Annotated in this window: 23 protein-coding genes; 10 read left to right on the top strand and 13 right to left on the bottom strand. The window is 39.8% G+C overall.

Annotated features, from left to right (window positions below; genetic code table 11):
• Window positions 1-27: 27 nt before the first annotated feature.
• Both GS400_RS03390 and GS400_RS03385 read right to left on the bottom strand, forming a co-directional pair.
• The gene (locus tag GS400_RS03390; protein ID WP_160099036.1) at window positions 28-1,797 is read right to left on the bottom strand and encodes an ABC transporter ATP-binding protein; all 1,770 of its coding nucleotides are present in this window, start codon (window positions 1,795-1,797) and stop codon (window positions 28-30) included.
• Between the two features lie 107 nt (window positions 1,798-1,904).
• Window positions 1,905-2,435, bottom strand: a complete 531-nt coding sequence (locus GS400_RS03385; protein ID WP_160099034.1) for a nucleoside tri-diphosphate phosphatase — start codon at window positions 2,433-2,435, stop codon at window positions 1,905-1,907.
• Between the two features lie 445 nt (window positions 2,436-2,880).
• Between GS400_RS03385 and GS400_RS03380 the strand changes: the two genes are divergently transcribed.
• Window positions 2,881-3,039, top strand: coding sequence for a hypothetical protein (locus tag GS400_RS03380; protein ID WP_160099032.1), 159 nt, complete (start codon window positions 2,881-2,883; stop codon window positions 3,037-3,039).
• 396 nt (window positions 3,040-3,435) lie between these two features.
• On the opposite strand, the gene GS400_RS03375 is transcribed toward GS400_RS03380, so the two are convergent.
• Window positions 3,436-3,657 carry a gamma-type small acid-soluble spore protein gene (locus GS400_RS03375; RefSeq protein WP_160099030.1) on the bottom strand — a complete coding sequence of 74 codons (222 nt, stop codon included), beginning with the start codon at window positions 3,655-3,657 and terminating at the stop codon, window positions 3,436-3,438.
• Between the two features lie 151 nt (window positions 3,658-3,808).
• On the opposite strand from GS400_RS03375, the gene GS400_RS03370 reads away from it, so the two are divergent.
• Entirely contained in the window at window positions 3,809-4,033 is a 225-nt protein-coding gene (locus GS400_RS03370) for a hypothetical protein (protein WP_160099028.1), read from the top strand.
• Window positions 4,034-4,040: 7 nt separating this feature from the next.
• Here GS400_RS03370 and mutY read toward each other — a convergent pair whose 3' ends face one another.
• Window positions 4,041-5,123: an A/G-specific adenine glycosylase gene (gene mutY, locus GS400_RS03365; protein WP_160099026.1), complete on the bottom strand. Its 1,083-nt coding sequence runs from the start codon at window positions 5,121-5,123 to the stop codon at window positions 4,041-4,043.
• 101 nt (window positions 5,124-5,224) lie between these two features.
• On the opposite strand from mutY, the gene GS400_RS03360 reads away from it, so the two are divergent.
• On the top strand, window positions 5,225-6,205 hold the full coding sequence (locus GS400_RS03360) for a metal-dependent hydrolase (RefSeq protein WP_160099024.1): 981 nt from the start codon (window positions 5,225-5,227) through the stop codon (window positions 6,203-6,205).
• A gap of 67 nt (window positions 6,206-6,272) precedes the next feature.
• Here GS400_RS03360 and GS400_RS03355 read toward each other — a convergent pair whose 3' ends face one another.
• Window positions 6,273-6,566 (bottom strand): YfhJ family protein, encoded by a 294-nt coding sequence (locus GS400_RS03355; RefSeq protein WP_370519740.1) that lies wholly within the window; start codon window positions 6,564-6,566, stop codon window positions 6,273-6,275.
• A 107-nt stretch (window positions 6,567-6,673) separates the two neighbouring features.
• Here GS400_RS03355 and sspK point away from each other — a divergent pair, with 107 nt between their 5' ends.
• Both sspK and GS400_RS03345 read left to right on the top strand, forming a co-directional pair.
• Complete coding sequence (sspK, locus tag GS400_RS03350) at window positions 6,674-6,826, top strand: small, acid-soluble spore protein K (RefSeq protein WP_160099022.1); 153 nt, start codon at window positions 6,674-6,676, stop codon at window positions 6,824-6,826.
• A gap of 13 nt (window positions 6,827-6,839) precedes the next feature.
• Complete coding sequence (locus GS400_RS03345; protein ID WP_160099020.1) at window positions 6,840-7,016, top strand: YpzG family protein; 177 nt, start codon at window positions 6,840-6,842, stop codon at window positions 7,014-7,016.
• Window positions 7,017-7,099: 83 nt separating this feature from the next.
• Here GS400_RS03345 and GS400_RS03340 read toward each other — a convergent pair whose 3' ends face one another.
• From GS400_RS03340 to GS400_RS03330, 3 genes are all read right to left on the bottom strand, one after another.
• Complete coding sequence (locus tag GS400_RS03340) at window positions 7,100-7,711, bottom strand: TetR/AcrR family transcriptional regulator (RefSeq protein WP_160099018.1); 612 nt, start codon at window positions 7,709-7,711, stop codon at window positions 7,100-7,102.
• A gap of 137 nt (window positions 7,712-7,848) precedes the next feature.
• Window positions 7,849-8,115 carry a phosphocarrier protein HPr gene (locus GS400_RS03335; protein WP_027446741.1) on the bottom strand — a complete coding sequence of 89 codons (267 nt, stop codon included), beginning with the start codon at window positions 8,113-8,115 and terminating at the stop codon, window positions 7,849-7,851.
• Window positions 8,116-9,065: 950 nt separating this feature from the next.
• On the bottom strand, window positions 9,066-9,404 hold the full coding sequence (locus GS400_RS03330) for a YfhH family protein (protein WP_160099016.1): 339 nt from the start codon (window positions 9,402-9,404) through the stop codon (window positions 9,066-9,068).
• Between the two features lie 103 nt (window positions 9,405-9,507).
• Here GS400_RS03330 and GS400_RS03325 point away from each other — a divergent pair, with 103 nt between their 5' ends.
• Complete coding sequence (locus tag GS400_RS03325) at window positions 9,508-10,167, top strand: SDR family NAD(P)-dependent oxidoreductase (protein ID WP_160099014.1); 660 nt, start codon at window positions 9,508-9,510, stop codon at window positions 10,165-10,167.
• 32 nt (window positions 10,168-10,199) lie between these two features.
• Here the strand turns inward: GS400_RS03325 and GS400_RS03320 are convergent, their stop codons facing one another.
• Both GS400_RS03320 and recX read right to left on the bottom strand, forming a co-directional pair.
• A complete protein-coding gene (locus tag GS400_RS03320; protein WP_160099012.1) occupies window positions 10,200-10,361 on the bottom strand; it encodes a hypothetical protein in 162 nt (53 codons plus the stop codon).
• A 12-nt stretch (window positions 10,362-10,373) separates the two neighbouring features.
• The gene (gene recX, locus GS400_RS03315; RefSeq protein WP_160099010.1) at window positions 10,374-11,180 is read right to left on the bottom strand and encodes a recombination regulator RecX; all 807 of its coding nucleotides are present in this window, start codon (window positions 11,178-11,180) and stop codon (window positions 10,374-10,376) included.
• Window positions 11,181-11,300: 120 nt separating this feature from the next.
• Between recX and GS400_RS03310 the strand changes: the two genes are divergently transcribed.
• The 4 genes from GS400_RS03310 (at window position 11,301) to GS400_RS03295 (ending at window position 14,484) form a co-directional block, all read left to right on the top strand.
• Complete coding sequence (locus tag GS400_RS03310; RefSeq protein WP_160099008.1) at window positions 11,301-12,203, top strand: TIGR01777 family oxidoreductase; 903 nt, start codon at window positions 11,301-11,303, stop codon at window positions 12,201-12,203.
• 22 nt (window positions 12,204-12,225) lie between these two features.
• Window positions 12,226-13,338 carry an amidohydrolase gene (locus GS400_RS03305; protein WP_160099006.1) on the top strand — a complete coding sequence of 371 codons (1,113 nt, stop codon included), beginning with the start codon at window positions 12,226-12,228 and terminating at the stop codon, window positions 13,336-13,338.
• Between the two features lie 368 nt (window positions 13,339-13,706).
• Window positions 13,707-14,258, top strand: a complete 552-nt coding sequence (locus GS400_RS03300) for a GNAT family N-acetyltransferase (RefSeq protein WP_160099004.1) — start codon at window positions 13,707-13,709, stop codon at window positions 14,256-14,258.
• A gap of 103 nt (window positions 14,259-14,361) precedes the next feature.
• Complete coding sequence (locus tag GS400_RS03295) at window positions 14,362-14,484, top strand: YfhE family protein (protein WP_154657358.1); 123 nt, start codon at window positions 14,362-14,364, stop codon at window positions 14,482-14,484.
• Window positions 14,485-14,979: 495 nt separating this feature from the next.
• On the opposite strand, the gene GS400_RS03290 is transcribed toward GS400_RS03295, so the two are convergent.
• From GS400_RS03290 to GS400_RS03280, 3 genes are read right to left on the bottom strand one after another with little or no spacing between them, the layout of a single operon-like run.
• Entirely contained in the window at window positions 14,980-15,510 is a 531-nt protein-coding gene (locus GS400_RS03290; RefSeq protein WP_160099003.1) for a chromate transporter, read from the bottom strand.
• Window positions 15,507-16,061, bottom strand: coding sequence for a chromate transporter (locus GS400_RS03285; RefSeq protein ID WP_160099002.1), 555 nt, complete (start codon window positions 16,059-16,061; stop codon window positions 15,507-15,509). The genes GS400_RS03290 and GS400_RS03285 overlap by 4 nt, the downstream gene beginning before the upstream one ends.
• Window positions 16,062-16,119: 58 nt before the next feature.
• Entirely contained in the window at window positions 16,120-17,730 is a 1,611-nt protein-coding gene (locus GS400_RS03280; protein WP_160099001.1) for a gamma-glutamyltransferase family protein, read from the bottom strand.
• Between the last annotated feature and the right edge of the window lie 160 nt (window positions 17,731-17,890).

Raw genomic sequence — 17,890 nt, 5'->3', positions numbered from 1 at the left:
ACACTCCAAAATGAGTGTGGTTTTATCTTACGTGCCCAAGTATTCTGGATTTGAATCATCAAGCTGCTGAACTTGATATAAGTTATAGTATCCACCTTGTTTTTTCATCAGTTCTTGGTGGCTTCCTGCTTCTTTGATTTGACCATCTTCAATCAGTACAATTCGGTCAGCATGTGTAATCGTAGATAAACGGTGCGCAACGATAAATGTTGTGCGGTCCGCAGCTAATTTTTCCATTGCCTCTTGAATAAGATTCTCGCTCTCTAAATCAAGTGCAGATGTAGCTTCATCTAAAATCAACAGTGGTGGGTTTTTCAAAAATACACGAGCAATAGCGACACGTTGTTTTTGACCACCAGAAAGTTTCACCCCACGCTCCCCTACAAGAGTGTCATAGCCGTTTGGAAGTCCCATGATAAAGTCATGAGCATTGGCCTGTTTTGCAGCGGCGATCATATCTTCATCCGTAGCATCAGGGTTCCCCATTTTAATGTTCATCCGAATAGAATCACTAAACAAAATATTATCCTGGAGCACCATACCTATCTTATCTCTAAGAGAACGTGCCTCGACATCTCTAATGTCTTTTCCATCAATTTTGATGCTCCCTTTTTCCACATCATAAAAACGTGGAATCAAGCTGACAAGGGTGGACTTCCCTCCTCCACTCATACCAACAAGGGCTATCGTTTCGCCTTTCCTCACATCTAGGGATAAGTCTTTCAGAACAAGCGGTTCATCCTCATCATAACGGAAGGATACGTTATCGAACTTCACATCACCATAGACACTAGTGAGTTTTTCAGCACCCTTTTTATCCTTAATGTCGTATTTTTCATCCATAAATTCAAAAACACGATCCATCGATGCTAGAGACTGGGTTAACACAGTTGAGGAGTTCACCAGACGACGTAATGGGCTATACACACGTTCCATATACCCAATAAACGCAACCATGGTACCTACCTGAATATTGCCTGTAATCACCTGATAACCTGCGAACGTAATCACTAATAGAGGGGCTAAATCTGTAATTGTAGATGTTACACTAAATGTTTTTGCATTCCAGCTAGTGTGTTTAATCGCACGATCAAGAAAGTGTCGATTTTGTTCATTAAACTGTCCTTGTTCATAGTCTTCTAAAGCAAAACTCCTCACAACAGGCATCCCTTGCACACGTTCATGTAAATGACCTTGTACTTGAGCCAAAGCTTGAGAACGTTCTTTCGTTAGATCCCTCAATCGTCCATAAAAATACTTAATTGCAAAACCATATAGGGGAAAGAGTGCGATAGAAACGAGTGTAAGCCAAACGTCCATATAAAGCATAATACCAATTGCGATGACGATCGTAATCATATCCAACCAGATGTTCATGAGTCCTGTAATGACAAAGTTTTTCGTTTGCTCAACATCATGGATGACGCGAGAAATGACTTCGCCTGTTTTCGTTTTTGAATAAAAACGAAGGCTCAAACGTTGTATATGATCAAAGAGTTTACCTCGTATATCATACAAAATCGTGTTTGCCGTCCATTGAGCTAAGTATTGTCTAAAATATTCAACTGGAGGTCGAATGACTAAGAAAACTAAAAGCCCTCCACCCATAATCCAAAGTAGTTCATCTATTTTCGCAGCCTGACTCATATCAGCATTAATAATATCGTCAATCACGTACTTTGAAATCAAAGGAAGCAACAATGGGATACCAAATTTCAAAATCCCGATAGCAACCGTTAATACAATTTTCCATTTGTACGGTCGAACAAATTGCATATAGCGTTTCGTGTTACTCATAGCTGTCACCTCTTTCTACATTAGAAGTACACGAATTCGTCTCATAAGATCATTTTATACTTACTATGTCTAGAACATGTAAGGAGCCTGTTGGTTTCAACAGGCTCCTATGTTAAATACGTTAAGTAGCGTTCATACCATTGATCGATGAATTCCGGTGAAAATGGACCTTTTCTTTGTCGAACCCAACGCAATAAGTGATTTACATTGTTTTTTAGAATCTGATCCAACACTGTAGGATAATTCATTTCCCTACGGTGCTGCTCGTACTCATCTTCATCTAACAAAATATATGTCATATCCGGAAATACTTTTACATCCAAATCGTAATCAATATATTTCAATGCTTCATCATCATAAACGAATGGTGAGCTTATATTACAATAGTAATATACACCATCATTTCGAAGCATACCAATGATATTAAACCAATACTTAGAGTGAAAATAACAAATTGCTGGTTCTCGAGTGATCCATGTGCGACCATCACTTTCAGTAACTAGCGTCTTGTCATTCGCACCGATAATCACATTTTGAGTACTTTTCAAAATGGTTGTGCTATCCCAGACACGATGTAGTTGGCCATTGTGTTTGTAGCTATGAATTTGTATATGTTCACCTGGCATTGGGACTGACATCCTATCTCCCTTTCTCCTCACTAACATAGCCTTTGCATATTATTTCTTCATATTATTATAACGATTAAAAGGGATAAATGGAAATGATACAAATGAGAAAAACGCCAGAGAATGATTTAATTGTACTAAAACCTTTTCTATAACCACTACGATTATACTTAAGAATTTATTCAGTTAAATGGCAGTTATGTGGAATAACTGTTTTAGTGAGAGAGGAGGTTCCGTTGCTATTGTGGAGTACGGTGGGCTTGGGAACGGGGTGCTTTCCCCGGACGAACGATCGAGCCTCCTCATCCGCTACGCTTCTTGCGGGGTCTCGCTCGCCCATTTTTCCGGAGGAGTCAACCCGTTCCCAAGCCCACCTTAGCCGAATGGTGATGAACGGAACCGCAGCGATATGAGGAGGTAATGCTTACGGACATTTGATCCGCTATTTCACCTTAAAATGGTTTTTCTAAAGAGCTTACGGACATTCATTCCGCTAATTGCTACAAATCACCTTATTAAAGAGCATTCTGTCACAAATAAGGTACCATATGTCCGTAACGACTCTCGAAATGCCTTAAAAGTTCAAAATAACGGAACAGATGTCCGTAAGGTTTAGAACTCACACACTAGGGTCCGTTATTCTCCATAAACGCAAAGGGGGGAAGGAAACGGCAAACTCCAGTGGTAGAAAGGGCAGATGAGACCCCACAGAGAACGGAGTGAACGAGGAGGCTGAAAGTAAATAATGAAGATCGACTAAGACCGCCACATCGTGTGGCAACGTCGACCTACCCCACGTCGTGTGGGGCAGCAGGAGTATTGCCGTTTCACTGACCCCCTTACTCTCATACAAGCAACGGACTCCTCCGAACCTATCTCTCGAATCCAAGTCTTCCAGATAAGGGGGCTTTATTGGAACAAGAGACAAAATAAAAGAGCACTCCAATGAAGGAGTGCTCTCTTTTAGGAAGGTCGTGGAGAATTCGGGGGTTACGACTTTCCGTTTATCGTGTTACTGTTGGTTTTTCTTTTGTGCAGACTGTTGGTTCTGTTGCTTAACACGTTGAGTATCAGTTTTGCTCTGAGCAAATTCAGCACCGTATTGGCCCTGACCTTGCTGAGCTTGTTGGTTCTGTTGTTTCACGTGTTGAACGTTAGTACCAGCAGCTGTTTGGTTTTGTTGTTGCTTTTGTTGCTGTTGTTGTTGCTGTTGTTGTTGTTGTTTTTTAGCCATCTTAATCACCTCCGCAACAATTAGATTGTGCAAAATCGCAGAGGTTATCCAAGAAATTTAAAACCCATTTTTAACCAACTAAGATAAACCATTCCATGATTGAATAGAACCCCTAACATCGACAAAACATATAGGTAAGGAGGGGTGCAACATGTATGTAGGCCGCGATATGACAGAGTTAACCATGACCAAAAAAAATGACTGGAGCGACTCTGAACTCACCTACTTTCAACATGCTTTAAGTCAAATGGTGCCTTATTTAAACTCAGAAGGTACAACCATCTTAAGAGAAATTAATCATGAAATCGAAAGTCGCGGAGGTCTTCGCCGTAAAGAAGCGACTTGGACCTCAGGAACACGACCAATTAGTGACTAGTTTAGGTTTATAGAATGTGTTTCATGATTTTCTGATGAGATACTGGGAAAGGAAGTTGTTGCAGTTCTTCTTTTGTAACAAAACGGGCTTCTTCATGTTCAAGTGTACCGTTTTGGGCTACGCCTGTGACAACTTCTAAATCCCATATAACATGAGAAAATGTGTGTTTTAACGTATCCATTGTTGTGCCAAATGAAACATCAATTCCATATTCATGATGGAACCATTGCTGAATTTTGTTTCTGTCATACTCGTGCAATGGCATCATTGGGAACTGCCACATATTCGCTAATAAACCTTCATCTGGTCGTTTTTGTACAACATAACGTCCTATTCCATCTTGGACAAGAACAACAATGTAAGGAACACGTTTTTGTTTCTTTTGAGATGATTTAATAGGCAATTCTTTTTCCTTCCCTTCATGAAAAGCTCGGCAATGTTCTTGAACTGGACATAACATACATGATGGATTTTTCGGTGTACATACAATAGCTCCTAACTCCATCAAACCCTGATTAAATGCTGAGGGATTCTCTTCTGAAATGGTTTCCCTAATAATCGACTCAAAAATCTTTCTGGTTGCAGGTTTTGCAATATCATCTTCAATCATTAATATTCGGGAAAGGACGCGCATCACATTCCCATCAACAGCTGGAGAAGGAATATTATAAGCTATGCTTAAAATGGCCCCCCTTGTATATGGACCTACACCTTTTAAAGCACCTAATTCTTTCTCATTATCAGGGACTTTGCTGTCATAGGAGTCAACAACTTCACGGACAGCCGTTTGTAAATTGCGTGCACGGGAATAGTACCCTAAGCCCTCCCATGCTTTTAACACATCCTGCTCGTCCGCTTCAGCTAGCGCATCTGGAGTAGGGAATTTCTCCATAAAATGATTAAAATAAGGAATAACCGTATCTACACGAGTTTGCTGAAGCATAATTTCGGATACCCATACTCTATAAGGGTCTTGATCTTGTCTCCACGGAAGCTCTCGCTGCTCTTGCTGAAACCAATGGATAAGATCTTGCTGAAATTGTTCTTTATCAAAACCTTCTAGGATTCTTATAGATTGTTCATTTTTCACATGTGTTCACCCTTTTTGTTACAATTAAAGCATTCAAATAATTAAATCGTTTTATAACTTTTATACACTATCCCACATACCTCAAAGGAGGAAACCTATAAATGGATACAGGTACCCATACTGTTATGGGGGTTGCCCTTGGTGGCTTAGCAACATTAGATCCCGCTGTTCAACAAGACCCAATGCTATTTAATGCTGTTTTTGTAGGCACCATGATTGGTTCCCAAGCACCAGACTTAGATACTGTATTAAAATTAAGAAATAATGCCGTCTATATACGAAATCACCGCGGTATCACCCATTCTATTCCTGCTATTTTATTATGGGGAATCGGACTTTCAGGAGGTATTTTTGCGTTTTACCCGCAAGTAGACTTTTTCCATTTATGGCTGTGGACTTTTTTGGCTGTCATTTTACACGTATTTGTTGATGTGTTTAATGCATATGGTACACAGGCTTATCGCCCATTCACGAGACGATGGGTAGCATACGGGTTTATCAATACGTTTGATCCTTATATTTTCCTTCTTCATGTAGTAGGAATTGTCGCTTGGTTATTAGGGGCAAATCCTGGTTATACGTTTCTCATTTTGTATTTTGTGATCATACTGTATTACTTGAAACGTTACTTTGACAAGCGCCAAATGGTAAAAGAGATTGAAAACTATTATACAAATGTGGAACAAATTGTTACTTCCCCAACAATTCGTCATAACATTTGGCGAATTGCCATTACCACCCGAGATCATTTTTATGTAGGTCGTGCTGAAAATGGTCACATTGAGATTATTGATCAATTTTATCGTAAGCCATTACCTGATATACCAATCATGAATAAAGCCATTCAGGACGATAACCTTGATGCATTTTTGTCATTCTCCCCTGTTTATCGTTGGGAGATTGATGAATTTGATGACTATACAGAGGTTCGCTTTATCGACTTGCGCTACCGCTCAAAAGGGAGATATCCTTTCGTAGCCGTTGTAACACTCGATGATGACCATAACATCCTATCTTCGTACACTGGATGGATTTTCTCTGAAGAGAAACTACAGAAAAAATTGGATGCTGTACCGACCTGAAAAGAATGACCAAGTAATATAAAATCCTACCGCTCTGAAATAAAGCGGTAGGATTTTATCGTTCTTTTTAATGCAATCTGCGATCCTCATTTTGCAATAAATGTTCATATCTAGGGTTATTTGAAACAAACTCATGAAGGCGAGGTCCATAGCTATTGATCCATTGCGTTACAACACGCTCAGTGACTTCTTTCCCTTCATATTCACGACCGGCTTTTGCACGTGTCGTTTCAAAATCTTCCCACAAATATTCAACCCAAATACGCGCTTGCGTCATGGATAATTCATTATTCATATCACATAGACGATTGGCTAATCGTTCAAAAATATCTTCCATGTCAATCACCTCTATTGTTTCCAACTTTCCTCTCCTATTGTATCACATATGTCCCGCAGTTGATGAACATACTAATCATACACCTCAAAAAAGGTGTACATGCGAACAGTTATAGGCTGGAGGTATTTTGTATGGTACGAAATAAAACTGTGCATTTCCCAGAGGAGAAACCAAATGGTGAACCTCAAGCAAAACCCGCATACGCTTCCAAACGAGCAAACGGAACGATCAACACCCGTCCTCAGGAACGTATGCGCAAATCTTCCCAACGTAAAGATTCTTAGGAGGGATCCTGTTATGGCCAATAATAAACCGGAAAAACGACCAGACAAGAAGTTTTTCAAGAATTTATACAGCGACCCTTTCCAATCACCACGCGCCAACCCAAAACATGCATTCGACCAAGTTAATGGTGAAACGCAACAAACGCAATCTGAGTATATTACGCAGGTTCAAATGCGTAAACGAACGTAGATTGCTGAACCATTTGTCGAATTTTTTCTAAAAACGTACAACATCTGCTGGGCTAAAAAAGGAGAGGTCTTCCCTCTTCTTTTTTAATTCATAATAAAGTCCACTTTCTTTTTGATACCTTGTTGAAACTGCTCTTGTGTATGATTTTCCTGATAAATATAAATGAGAAATTCAAAAGCCAACGTGCTATAAATCGTTTCTGCAGCTTGCACAGAATCAAACGAATCATCCAGAACATGCTTCCCTTTTAGTTCATCAAGAAATTCAATCAAATCATCTACAAATAAAAAATCAAGATGAATGAACTTTTTAATCATTTCAGGCTTGGTTTTTGCTAAAGATAGCCCAAGCGACATAACTTCTTTCATCATTTTCTTCCCAAACAATCGATAACTGTTTAACCTATTCAAGATGTATTCATAAACAATTTCTGAAGAGGCTTTGTTTAAATCCGTCTTTGCAAAAGTTATTTCTTTTGGATCTTGATCTAACTGAAACTCACTTGCCAACACTTCAATAAACAAATCACTTTTTGATTCAAAAACTTTAAAGATTTCTCTTTCTTTAATATCTGTCTCTTGAGCTATTTGATTAAGAGACGTTGCCTCATATCCTTGTTCCATGAATAACGGCTTAGCTGCACTTAAGATAATCTCTCTTTGCTTTTCTTTAGTACCTTTAAAACCAATGCTCATCGACCCCACCCCTTATTACTCTCTATGCTTATCATAACAAACTTAGATAAGGAGAAAAATGTATCGAATGAGTAGATACAAAACACCCGTACAAATAAAAAAGCAGCCCCTACAAAAGAGCTGCTTACATAAACGTATTATTCACCAAGACCTTGATCTTTAACAACGTTGATGATTGCTTCAAGTGCTTCGTCTTCGTCGCTACCTTCAGCTTTGAATGTAACCTCTGCACCAGATGGGATCCCTAAAGACATGATACCCATGATGGATTTTAAATTTACATCTTTACCATTGTACTCAAGGTTAATGTCTGCTTTGTACTTACCTGCTTCTTGAACAAGTACTGTTGCTGGACGTGCGTGTACACCGTCGTTCGCTGTGATTTTAACCGTTTGTTGTGCCATGAAAAATCTCTCCTTTATAAAAATGTTTACATGAACTTCCTATTATAGCTTCTACCCTATTAGGGTAACCGATAAAGGTGTTATTATTGTTTAATGTTTTTACCAACAATCAATGTGCACTTTATCGAATGTATTGTAGGAATCCGCCATACCTAAATATGTATGTGAAAACGATTCCCTTTCTGTTTGTCTTTAGCGTGTCAAAACACTAAAAAATTATAAAATACCCATGAAGAAAATGCAACCGTATTCAAAAATTCTTCATAAAAAAACCTTCTCTTCTATTCTTACTTCATTATAGCCCCCTTATGTGGAAGACTTGGAATCGAGATAATGTGCGTATGGTTCCGTTGCTTTTGTGCAGATCGGCGGGCTGTGGAACGGGTTGCTTTCCCCGGAAGACCGATCGATCTTCCTCGTCACTTCGTTCCTGCGGGATCTCGCTCGCCCTTTCTACCGGAGGAGTCAACCCGTTCCACAGCCCGCCTTAGCAGAATGGAGATTAACGGAACCGCCTTAGTTCAGGGATGAGTTGTTCTGATTCCAGGTAGTATTACCCTATCATGACAAGGCTCTGAACAACTTCTCTGAATATGATTTCCAACCAACATGAGGTGGGAAAGCCAAATTATGGTCCGTTAGTTTCCATAATCGCGTGGAGGGAAGGAAACGGCAAACTGTCGTGGTAGCAAAGGCAAGACGAGACCCCGCAGGAACGAGGAGGCTATACAATGGAGGTTCTACTAAAACCGCCACATCATGTGGCAACGTAGAACTACCCCACGTCGTGTGGGGCAACAACAGGCTTGCCGTTTCACTGACCGCAACAAATTACTCAACAGCAACGGACTCCTCTCAGTTTCAAGTCTTCAACAATCCTACCATTTAACGGAATAATTTATCATAAAACAAAAGCAGCCTTTTTCACCAAAGACTGCAGGAAGAGTATTTTAATTCACTTTCGATCCAAACATTGAAATAGGCAGTGCTTCTTCACCTTGTTCACCATGAATCGCACCATTTTGATCCTTCCGAGTACCCCATGCAAAAATACCATTCATATAATCAATTTCAAAAAACATGCCCGGGTCACCATCTATTTCATATACTTCACCTGGTTTGAAATCTCCTGGATTCATCATATAGGATTTGGCCATAATAATTTTACGCTGATAAACCGCATACTCATTGACCATTCCCATTTGTTCAGCTTTTCTTGCTTGTTCTGTCAGCTGAGCTACTGAATCACGCAGTTCCTCCACTGTCATATCACTATATCTTCTTTCCATCTTCTGAACACCCCTTTGTTTTACATTTTAGCAACGATTGTACACAATAGAAAAGGAATGATTCCAAGAACTTTGATCCCAACATGAGAAAGGAGCTCACACGATGACATATATTGCAATTACCGGAGCAGGTACAGGACTTGGTGCTGCGCTTGCAGAAGAATATGCAAAAAAAGACAACTACATTTACTTATTAGGAAGAACGGAAGATAACCTATCCCTTGTTCAACGTGAAATTGAAGACGCAGGTGGAAAATCAGAAGTAATCTTATGTGATGTAACGGAACCTGGTTCTGTGCAAAAAGCTGTGGATAGAATGGAACAGCTTGATGTTCTGATTAACAATGCTGGTATTGGGGTGTTCGGCCCTGTTCAGGAGTTGGATAGCGCCGATATCACACTTATGATGAACACCAATATAAAAGGCACAATTTATATGACACAAGCTGCTCTACCATTAATTGAAAAAAATGGTGGACGCATTTTAAATATTATCTCCACAGCAGGATTACGCGGTAAAGTGAACGAGTCTGCTTATTGCGCAAGTAAATTTGCTCAGCGCGGCTTTACAGAAAGTCTTCAAAAGGAATTTGAAAATACCAATGTAGACGTAACTGCAGTTTATATGGGAGGTATGAACACACCATTTTGGGATGATTCCGACCACGTGGACAATCCTTCCCGGTTAACATCTCCAATGAATGTTGCTAAGTACATTATCGAACATGATGATGGACGTGCTGAAATACACGTTAGTAAGTAGCCAATTATAAATAAACGCCCTGCAAATGTTTTTCACTCAGGGCGTTTTTTCAATTCTTCTTTTATTTCTTGCATTTCCTTAATAAGTTCTTCGTTATGCTTCATTTGTTGATCCATCATGTCCCTTATTTGACCAATTCTTAAGAAAGTAAAGATGAACATCACAAATAAGGCAAAATAAATAATTAACCCCATAACGCTTCCTCCTTATTCTCTACCATCCACATACTCTTCAATAAAACGTTCAATCAACTCAAACGAAAATCCTTTCCGATAAAGAGCACCTTTCAACTTATGCTTTAATTCAAAACCCTCAGCCTTTTGAGCATATTTCCTTAACGCTTTTTCACCTTGATACACTACTGCTTCCCATTCAGCGTCCTCATCATTTTCTTCCTCGACATTCGCCATCGCCTCAGTAATGACGTCTTTAGGAAAACCTTTTTGCATGAGTGTCTGTTGAACCTTTTGAATTTGTTCACGAAATGATTTTTTTCCGTCTAACCGTAATTTTTTCTCTACCCATTTTGTTGCTTTTTCTACCTGTACATCAAACGTATAATGTTGCATGGCATCCTCCGCTACATGAGGAGAGACACCCTTTTCGATTAACTCCTTCTTTACTAGCAAAGGGCCTTTACTTGATGTATGGATACGTGTACGAACCAACGCAGCTGCAAATTCTCCATCGTCCATGTAATTTTCTTGCTTCAGTCGATTGACTACATATTCCACTTTTTCTTCATCAATTTCTTTCTCATCTAAATATGTACGAATTTCCTTTTCTGAACGCATCCGATAGCTTAAATAGTTGATAGCAAGGGTAAATGCTTTATGGAAACCATCTTTGCGGACTAACTCATCCATCGTTTCTTGATCAATTTCCATTCCTTTTCGGAGCGTATATTGAACGAGTATATCTTCATCAACACTGAAGGCATACTGATCATCTACAAAAATATTATATCGTTGTTTATTCTTTTTCTGAGTCGTGATTCGCGAAATCTTTGGCATGGTTCTTCACCTCATTTATATTTTAGCAAAATTTAATATAAAATTTCAGACAATGAAACTTATATCGCTTTTTAAGCAAAACTAATATAAAATTAATGTAATGAAATAGGAGGTTTTCTCATGCGTATTGCTGTGACTGGAGGAACAGGTTTTGTAGGAACACACTTAACACGCCAGCTCGCCCATGAAGGACATGAAATTTTTATATTAACAAGAAGTCCTGAAAAGCATTACAATACAGACCAAATTAAATATGTTGGTTGGTTAAAGGAAGGTATGGAACCTGAAAAGGAAATTCAGAGTCTCGATGCCATCGTGAACTTAGCAGGAGAAAATTTAAATAGTGGTCGTTGGACTGAAGATATGAAAAAACGCATCATGAATAGCCGCATAGAAGCAACAAACGCTGTATTGGACCTTATTGAGAAGTTAGAGAAAAAACCAGATGTACTTGTAAATGCCTCTGCCGTTGGGTATTACGGAACATCCCAAACCGAAACATTTACAGAAGAAACAACAACACCTGGTGATGATTTTTTAGCGGAAGTTGTAACCGAATGGGAACGCCGTGCTCATAAAGCCCAGCAGTTTAAAGTGCGTACTGTCTATATGCGTTTTGGGGTCATTTTAGGTGAGGAAGGCGCACTGCCGAAAATGGCTAAGCCATACAAGTTGATGGCAGGTGGTCCTGTGGGGAATGGAGAGCAATGGATGTCTTGGATACATATTCAAGATATTGTTGGATTAATCCTTTATTCTATTCACAATTCAGATATCATTGGACCAGTAAACGCTACAGCTCCAAATCCTAAACGGAACAAAGATCTAGGTAAAACCATAGCCAACGTTTTAAATAAACCTCACTGGTTACCAGCTCCTTCACCTGCTCTAAAGCTTATGCTTGGTGAGATGAGTATGCTGTTATTACAAGGTCAATATGTATATCCACAAAAAGCCATTGATCACGGGTATGAATTCAAATATCCACAACTTGAGCCAGCTTTGAGAGATATCCTTCTATAGAGAAAGGAAAAACCGATACAAAATGCAAACGGTCATAAAAAATGTACAGATTCACCCTATTACTTCAGCAATAATAGAAAATGGGGAAGTTTTGATTGAGAATGGTAAAATTGTTGCCTTCGGTAATCGTGTTAAACATGAAAGCGAAGCTAACATGATGGATGGAGAAGGGAAACATCTTTTCCCAGGATTTATTGATGTTCACACACACCTTGGCTTATATGATGAAGGCACAGGCTGGGCGGGAAACGATGCAAATGAGACGATTGATCCGCTAGCACCACATATTCGAGCTCTAGACAGCTGCCACCCACTTGATACTGCCTTTCATGACGCTCGTAAATATGGCATTACCTCTGCGCATATCATGCCTGGGAGTCAAAATATTATTGGCGGAACAACCTCGGTCATTAAAACGACCGGAAAAAATATCAGCAACATGCTTGTGAGAGAAACAGCTGGATTAAAAATTGCACTTGGTGAAAATCCAAAACGGATCCACTCGCAATCCAGAAACGATTCAATCACACGTATGGGAATTATGGGAATGTTGCGAGAAACATTTACAAGAGCTCAATGGTGTGAGCACCCTGAAGATCCTCGTAACGCTCCTATTATTCAAGCACTTAAACGCGAAATCCCCATCCGAGTTCATGCTCACAGAGCAGATGATATATTAAGTGCCGTTCGCTTCGCTGAAGAATTTAACCTTGATTTGCGTATTGAACATTGTACGGAAGGTCATTTTATAGCAGAGGAGCTTGCTGGACGTGATCTACAAGTCTGCGTAGGTCCGACACTTACTCGAAAATCAAAAATCGAAGTTAAGAACAAATCCTGGCAAACTTATCAAACATTAACGGACCATGGGATTAATGTTTCCATTACAACGGATCACCCTTACACACCTATTCAGTATTTGAATGTATGCGCTGCTCTCGCTGCCAGGGAAGGATTATCCCTTGAGAAAGCAATGGAGGGCATCACCATTCTCCCTGCTCGTAATCTAGGTGTGGACAACCGAATTGGTAGCATTGAAGTTGGCAAGGATGCTGACCTCGTTTTATGGAATGGACATCCTTTTGATTTTTTAGCTAAACCTATTTGGACTATGATCAATGGTGAGATTGTATAAGAAAGGCGCTGGAGCTAGACATCAAAAAACCACACTTTTTTATGGCAATGACTTCCCTCTCTATCCCTTAAGTATCAAGGGATAAGCCCATTTTAAAAGTTTACAAAAAATCAACAAAAAACCTATTCCTTTTTTGGAGAAAATCGATTATGATTAATCTAGAATTTATGATGAGAAATCATACGTGTTTTACAATACAATTTCCCAGGGAAGGCAAATGGTGCGTCACCGGCTCAGGCTGGTTCTAGTGGGTTCGATTCCCACCCCGGATTTTTGTGAGCAACTGATAAAAATTCGAGGGTGGAATCGACACCACTGGGGACTCCCCTGTCTTTTTCTGCCCTCTTGATACCAGGAGGGATTTTTTTATGTTAAAAAAGCGCGATTTGTTGGAGTCCCCAGTGTTATTTGATTTAATGTCACACCCTGATGTATTCCCTTACGTTCGACACAAATGTTATTCTTCTGATGAGTTCTACTTTCTAACAAGACAAACGTTAGAAGCAGAAGAGCATGGAGAGCTCATTTCTCGCACGATTCTTGATGAATGGCATCAACCCATAGGTACAATAAACTTATTTGACATCCAAGACAACACTGGGTTTTTAGCAACATGGATCGGTAAACCTTACCACGGAAAAGGCTACAATCAACCCGCAAAAGACGCCTTCTTCGTTGAGCTATTTTTTGAACTTAATATCGAGGCGGTATTTATGAAGATTCGTAAAACAAATATCCGTTCTCAAAAAGCCGCAGAGAAATTATCCTACTGCATAAAGGCTAACGAATTATACGAGGATGTGTACAACTATATTAATGCACAAGAAGATGTTTTCGACCTCTACGTCATTACGAAAGATCAGTATGAGTTTCACTACTATCGTACTGCTGATGAAGATGAACATGCACAAGAAGCATAAAGGATTTTAAAAGGGTGCCTCTCTATCTGTTGAGATGCACCCTTTTCGTATATTCTCCCCCTTAGAAGGAAATACTGTGAACAATACATGAGGAGGTTTTGATATGAAATCCAAAGCAAGAGCAGTACGCGAAGAGAAAAGCAAGCTTTCTAAAACTCAAGAAGTTCTATACTCAAAACAATTTGATCGTGCAAGTAAAATTCAGCGAAACACAAAAAAATCGTAGGATTAAACTTGTCGAAAAAGGGTACATAGATACTAAAGGATTTGTCATAATCCTACTCCCCCCTGTTGAAGAAAGTTATCCACAACATTGTGCACATTGTGAACAACCATGTCGATCCCCTGTTACACATATGGTGGTTTTGTGCATAAAGTTCTGTGGATAACTTTCTTTCTTTTTGTGGAAAATGTGTATAAAAACTTGGAAGTCTGATGTATAAACTGTTGACTATGTGGATAAAACTGTGAATAAGAGATTGTTCTCCTTATAGCATCATAAATCTGATGCGCACAGATTCCTCCCCTTTTATCGTGCAAGGAAGTAAGAACAATCAACTGTTAGCGGCTGGTCAATCAGTCGCTTTTTTTATTCTATTTTGTTCACATTTGGAACATATAGTCTAATGTTCGTGTGAAGAACAGTACAAATTATACTTTCTTTCCTTTTTAAGAAAGAGCTTGGATTGAAAAGCATCCAAGCTCTTTTGATTATCTAATGTTAACTCATGAACAAGGCACCGTACCCTAATGCTCCAACTATAACAAAAGCTGGGTGTAGTTTTACTTTCTCAAGCAGAATAAAACTAGTGACGATAAGAAAACTCGTATGCCAAAACCCTCCTCCTTCATACGAAGTGAAGAAAAAACGAAAGGCTATGAGTGCAAGTAACACTGCAATTGTTGGTCTTATGTACATGGTCATTCGTTTGACTTTAGGAGAGTCTTTAAATTTATATAAAATGCTCAGTAACGCAATCATTAAAATTAAAGAAGGGGCGACTGTAGCAAAAATCCCAACAGCAGCTCCTGCTAACCCTGCTTGTTGGAAGCCAATGTACCCTGCCATTTTCGTCGCAATCGGACCTGGCAATGCATTCCCCATCGCTAATACCTCACTGAACTCATTTACCGATAACCATTCATACCGTTTCACGACTTCATTTTCCACAAGAGGGATGGACGCTGGACCTCCTCCATACCCTAGTATCCCGGGGATGAAAAAAGCTAAAAAGATCTTCCATAAAATCATGAAGATGCCCCCTCAACGTTTTTATCTTTTTTCAAAAGAGCTGAAATAAGTAATAAGGCAATGATGATCCCAGGATGAATATTTAGCCATTCCATAAGAAGACCTGTAACAATAGCTAGAATAATCGTGGGCGTCCATCCTAACCCTTGCTTAGACTTTTTTACAAACTGCCATGTCAGCACCGCTAGCATCACTCCAACAACTGGTACTACTGCTTGTGTCATGCCCTGTACCCAAGGTTGGTCTTTTAGAGAAGCAAGAGACGTGAGCAAGATAATCATAAGTATGATGGTAGGAATAATCGTAGCTAAAACTGCATTGAGCATCCCCAGGAACCCTTGAACTCGATATCCAATATATCCTGCCATTTTCGTTGCTATTGGTCCTGGTAGCGTATTTGCTAAAGCTAGAACATCAGAAAAATCATCTTCACTCATCCACTTATATTTTTCTACAACCTCTTTGTGAACGAGCGGAATGGACGCTGGCCCTCCTCCATAACCGAGCATTCCTACTCGGAAAAAGGCTAAAAATATATGTAATGCTTTCATGTTGAGTTATCCTTTCTATTCCAATATGAAAAGGGGCAAGGTCGCCCCTCCCCTTTTATTACCACGCAGCGATTGATCCATCAGTACGAGATTCTGTACCTCCGTACAATACGCCTGTATCTGGATTACGCCATATAATCTGGCCTCTTCCAAAACCAGAGCCATCTAATGTAACCCTGATATTGTGTCCTTTTCTAGCAAGGGCCTGAGCTATATGATTTGGAAAATGCGGTTCTACAGTAACGGTTTTATCTCCCATCCATTGCCAACGCGGTGCATCTAAAGCCGCTTGAGGATTAAGATGAAAGTCTACTGTATTCATTACGACTTGTACATGACCTTGTGGTTGCATGAAACCTCCCATTACGCCAAAAGGTCCTACAGGTTGATCATCCTTTGTCAAAAATCCTGGAATAATCGTGTGATACGTACGTTTTCGACCTTCAAGAGAATTATCATGGCTACGATCCATGGAAAAATTGTGCCCACGATTCTGCAAAGCAATGCCTGTTCCAGGTACTACAAGTCCTGATCCGAAGCCCATGTAGTTACTCTGAATAAAGGAAACCATATTCCCTTCATCATCAGCAGTGGCTAGGTAAACCGTTCCGCCTTTTGGAGGCGTGCCTGGTTCAGGAGTGATCGCTTCTTCTCCAATCAGCTTCCTTCGCTCATTTGCATATTCTTTTGATAGCAAGTCTTTGACATCAACAGACATATGAGACTCTTCCGTTATGTACGTTTGCCCATCTACGAAAGCGAGTTTCATAGCTTCAATCATTTTGTGATAGCTTTCCGTTGATTCTTTCTCAGGAAATTCATAGCCTTCTAATGTGTTAAGTGCCATAAGAGCTGCTAATCCTTGACCATTTGGAGGGATTTCCCATACATCAAACCCTCTGTAATTCGTATGAATCGGATCTACCCACTCAGGTTTATATTGACCCAAATCTTCTTTGGTTAAAAATCCATCATATTGTTTTGAGAAAGCATCAATCTTATCTGCAATGTCACCTTTGTAAAAGCTCTCAGCATTCGTTTTTGCAATGGAGAGAAGTGTTTCAGCATGGCCTGGTGAACGCCATACCTCACCAATTTCAGGTGCTCTTCCATCAGGAGCAAACGTCTCAAACCAAGAGGTGAACTGTTCATCCGATAAAGTATCTTTAAATTTATTATAAGCTGCTTTCCAAAACTTCCCTAGGACCGGGGAGATAGGAAAACCATCTTCCGCATAGTCGATAGCAGGCTGAAGTACATCTTTAAAAGGTAGTTTGCCGAATTCCTTTGAAAGCTCAGCCCAGCCAGCCGGGACACCTGGTACTGTCACGGGCATCCAACCGAAAGCCGGGATCTCTTCGTGCCCTCTTTCTTTTACTGCATCGATCGAAATAGAGGCTGGAGATGGTCCACTTGAGTTTAAGCCATGTAATTTCCCTTTCGTCCAAACTAAGGCAAAGTTATCTCCACCAATGCCATTTGACGTTGGCTCAACGACAGTTAAACAAGCCGCCGTTGCAATCGCTGCGTCAATCGCATTTCCACCTTGCTTCATAATATCTAGTCCAGCTTGTGCAGCTAAAGGTTGAGAAGTTGCCACCATCCCATTTTGCGCAAATGTTGTCATTCGTTGAGATGAGTAGGGATAAGAGTTAAAATCTTGATTCATGCTTTTACCACCTTTTGAAAAGATATAGAGTAACGTATTTGTTTTGCTATCTTTCCATTATAGAAGGGATTGTGAGAATTTTCTATATTTTTAGATTATGTTCTGACCCTTTGTGCATCAAAAAGACCCAGAAGTACTACTCCTGAGTCTCACTACAATC

The organism is Pontibacillus sp. HMF3514 (genome assembly GCF_009858175.1).
Lineage (GTDB): Bacteria > Bacillota > Bacilli > Bacillales > BH030062 > Pontibacillus.
The sequence above is the reverse complement of the archived record's forward strand: the minus strand, read 5'-3'. Positions and strand labels throughout refer to the sequence as shown.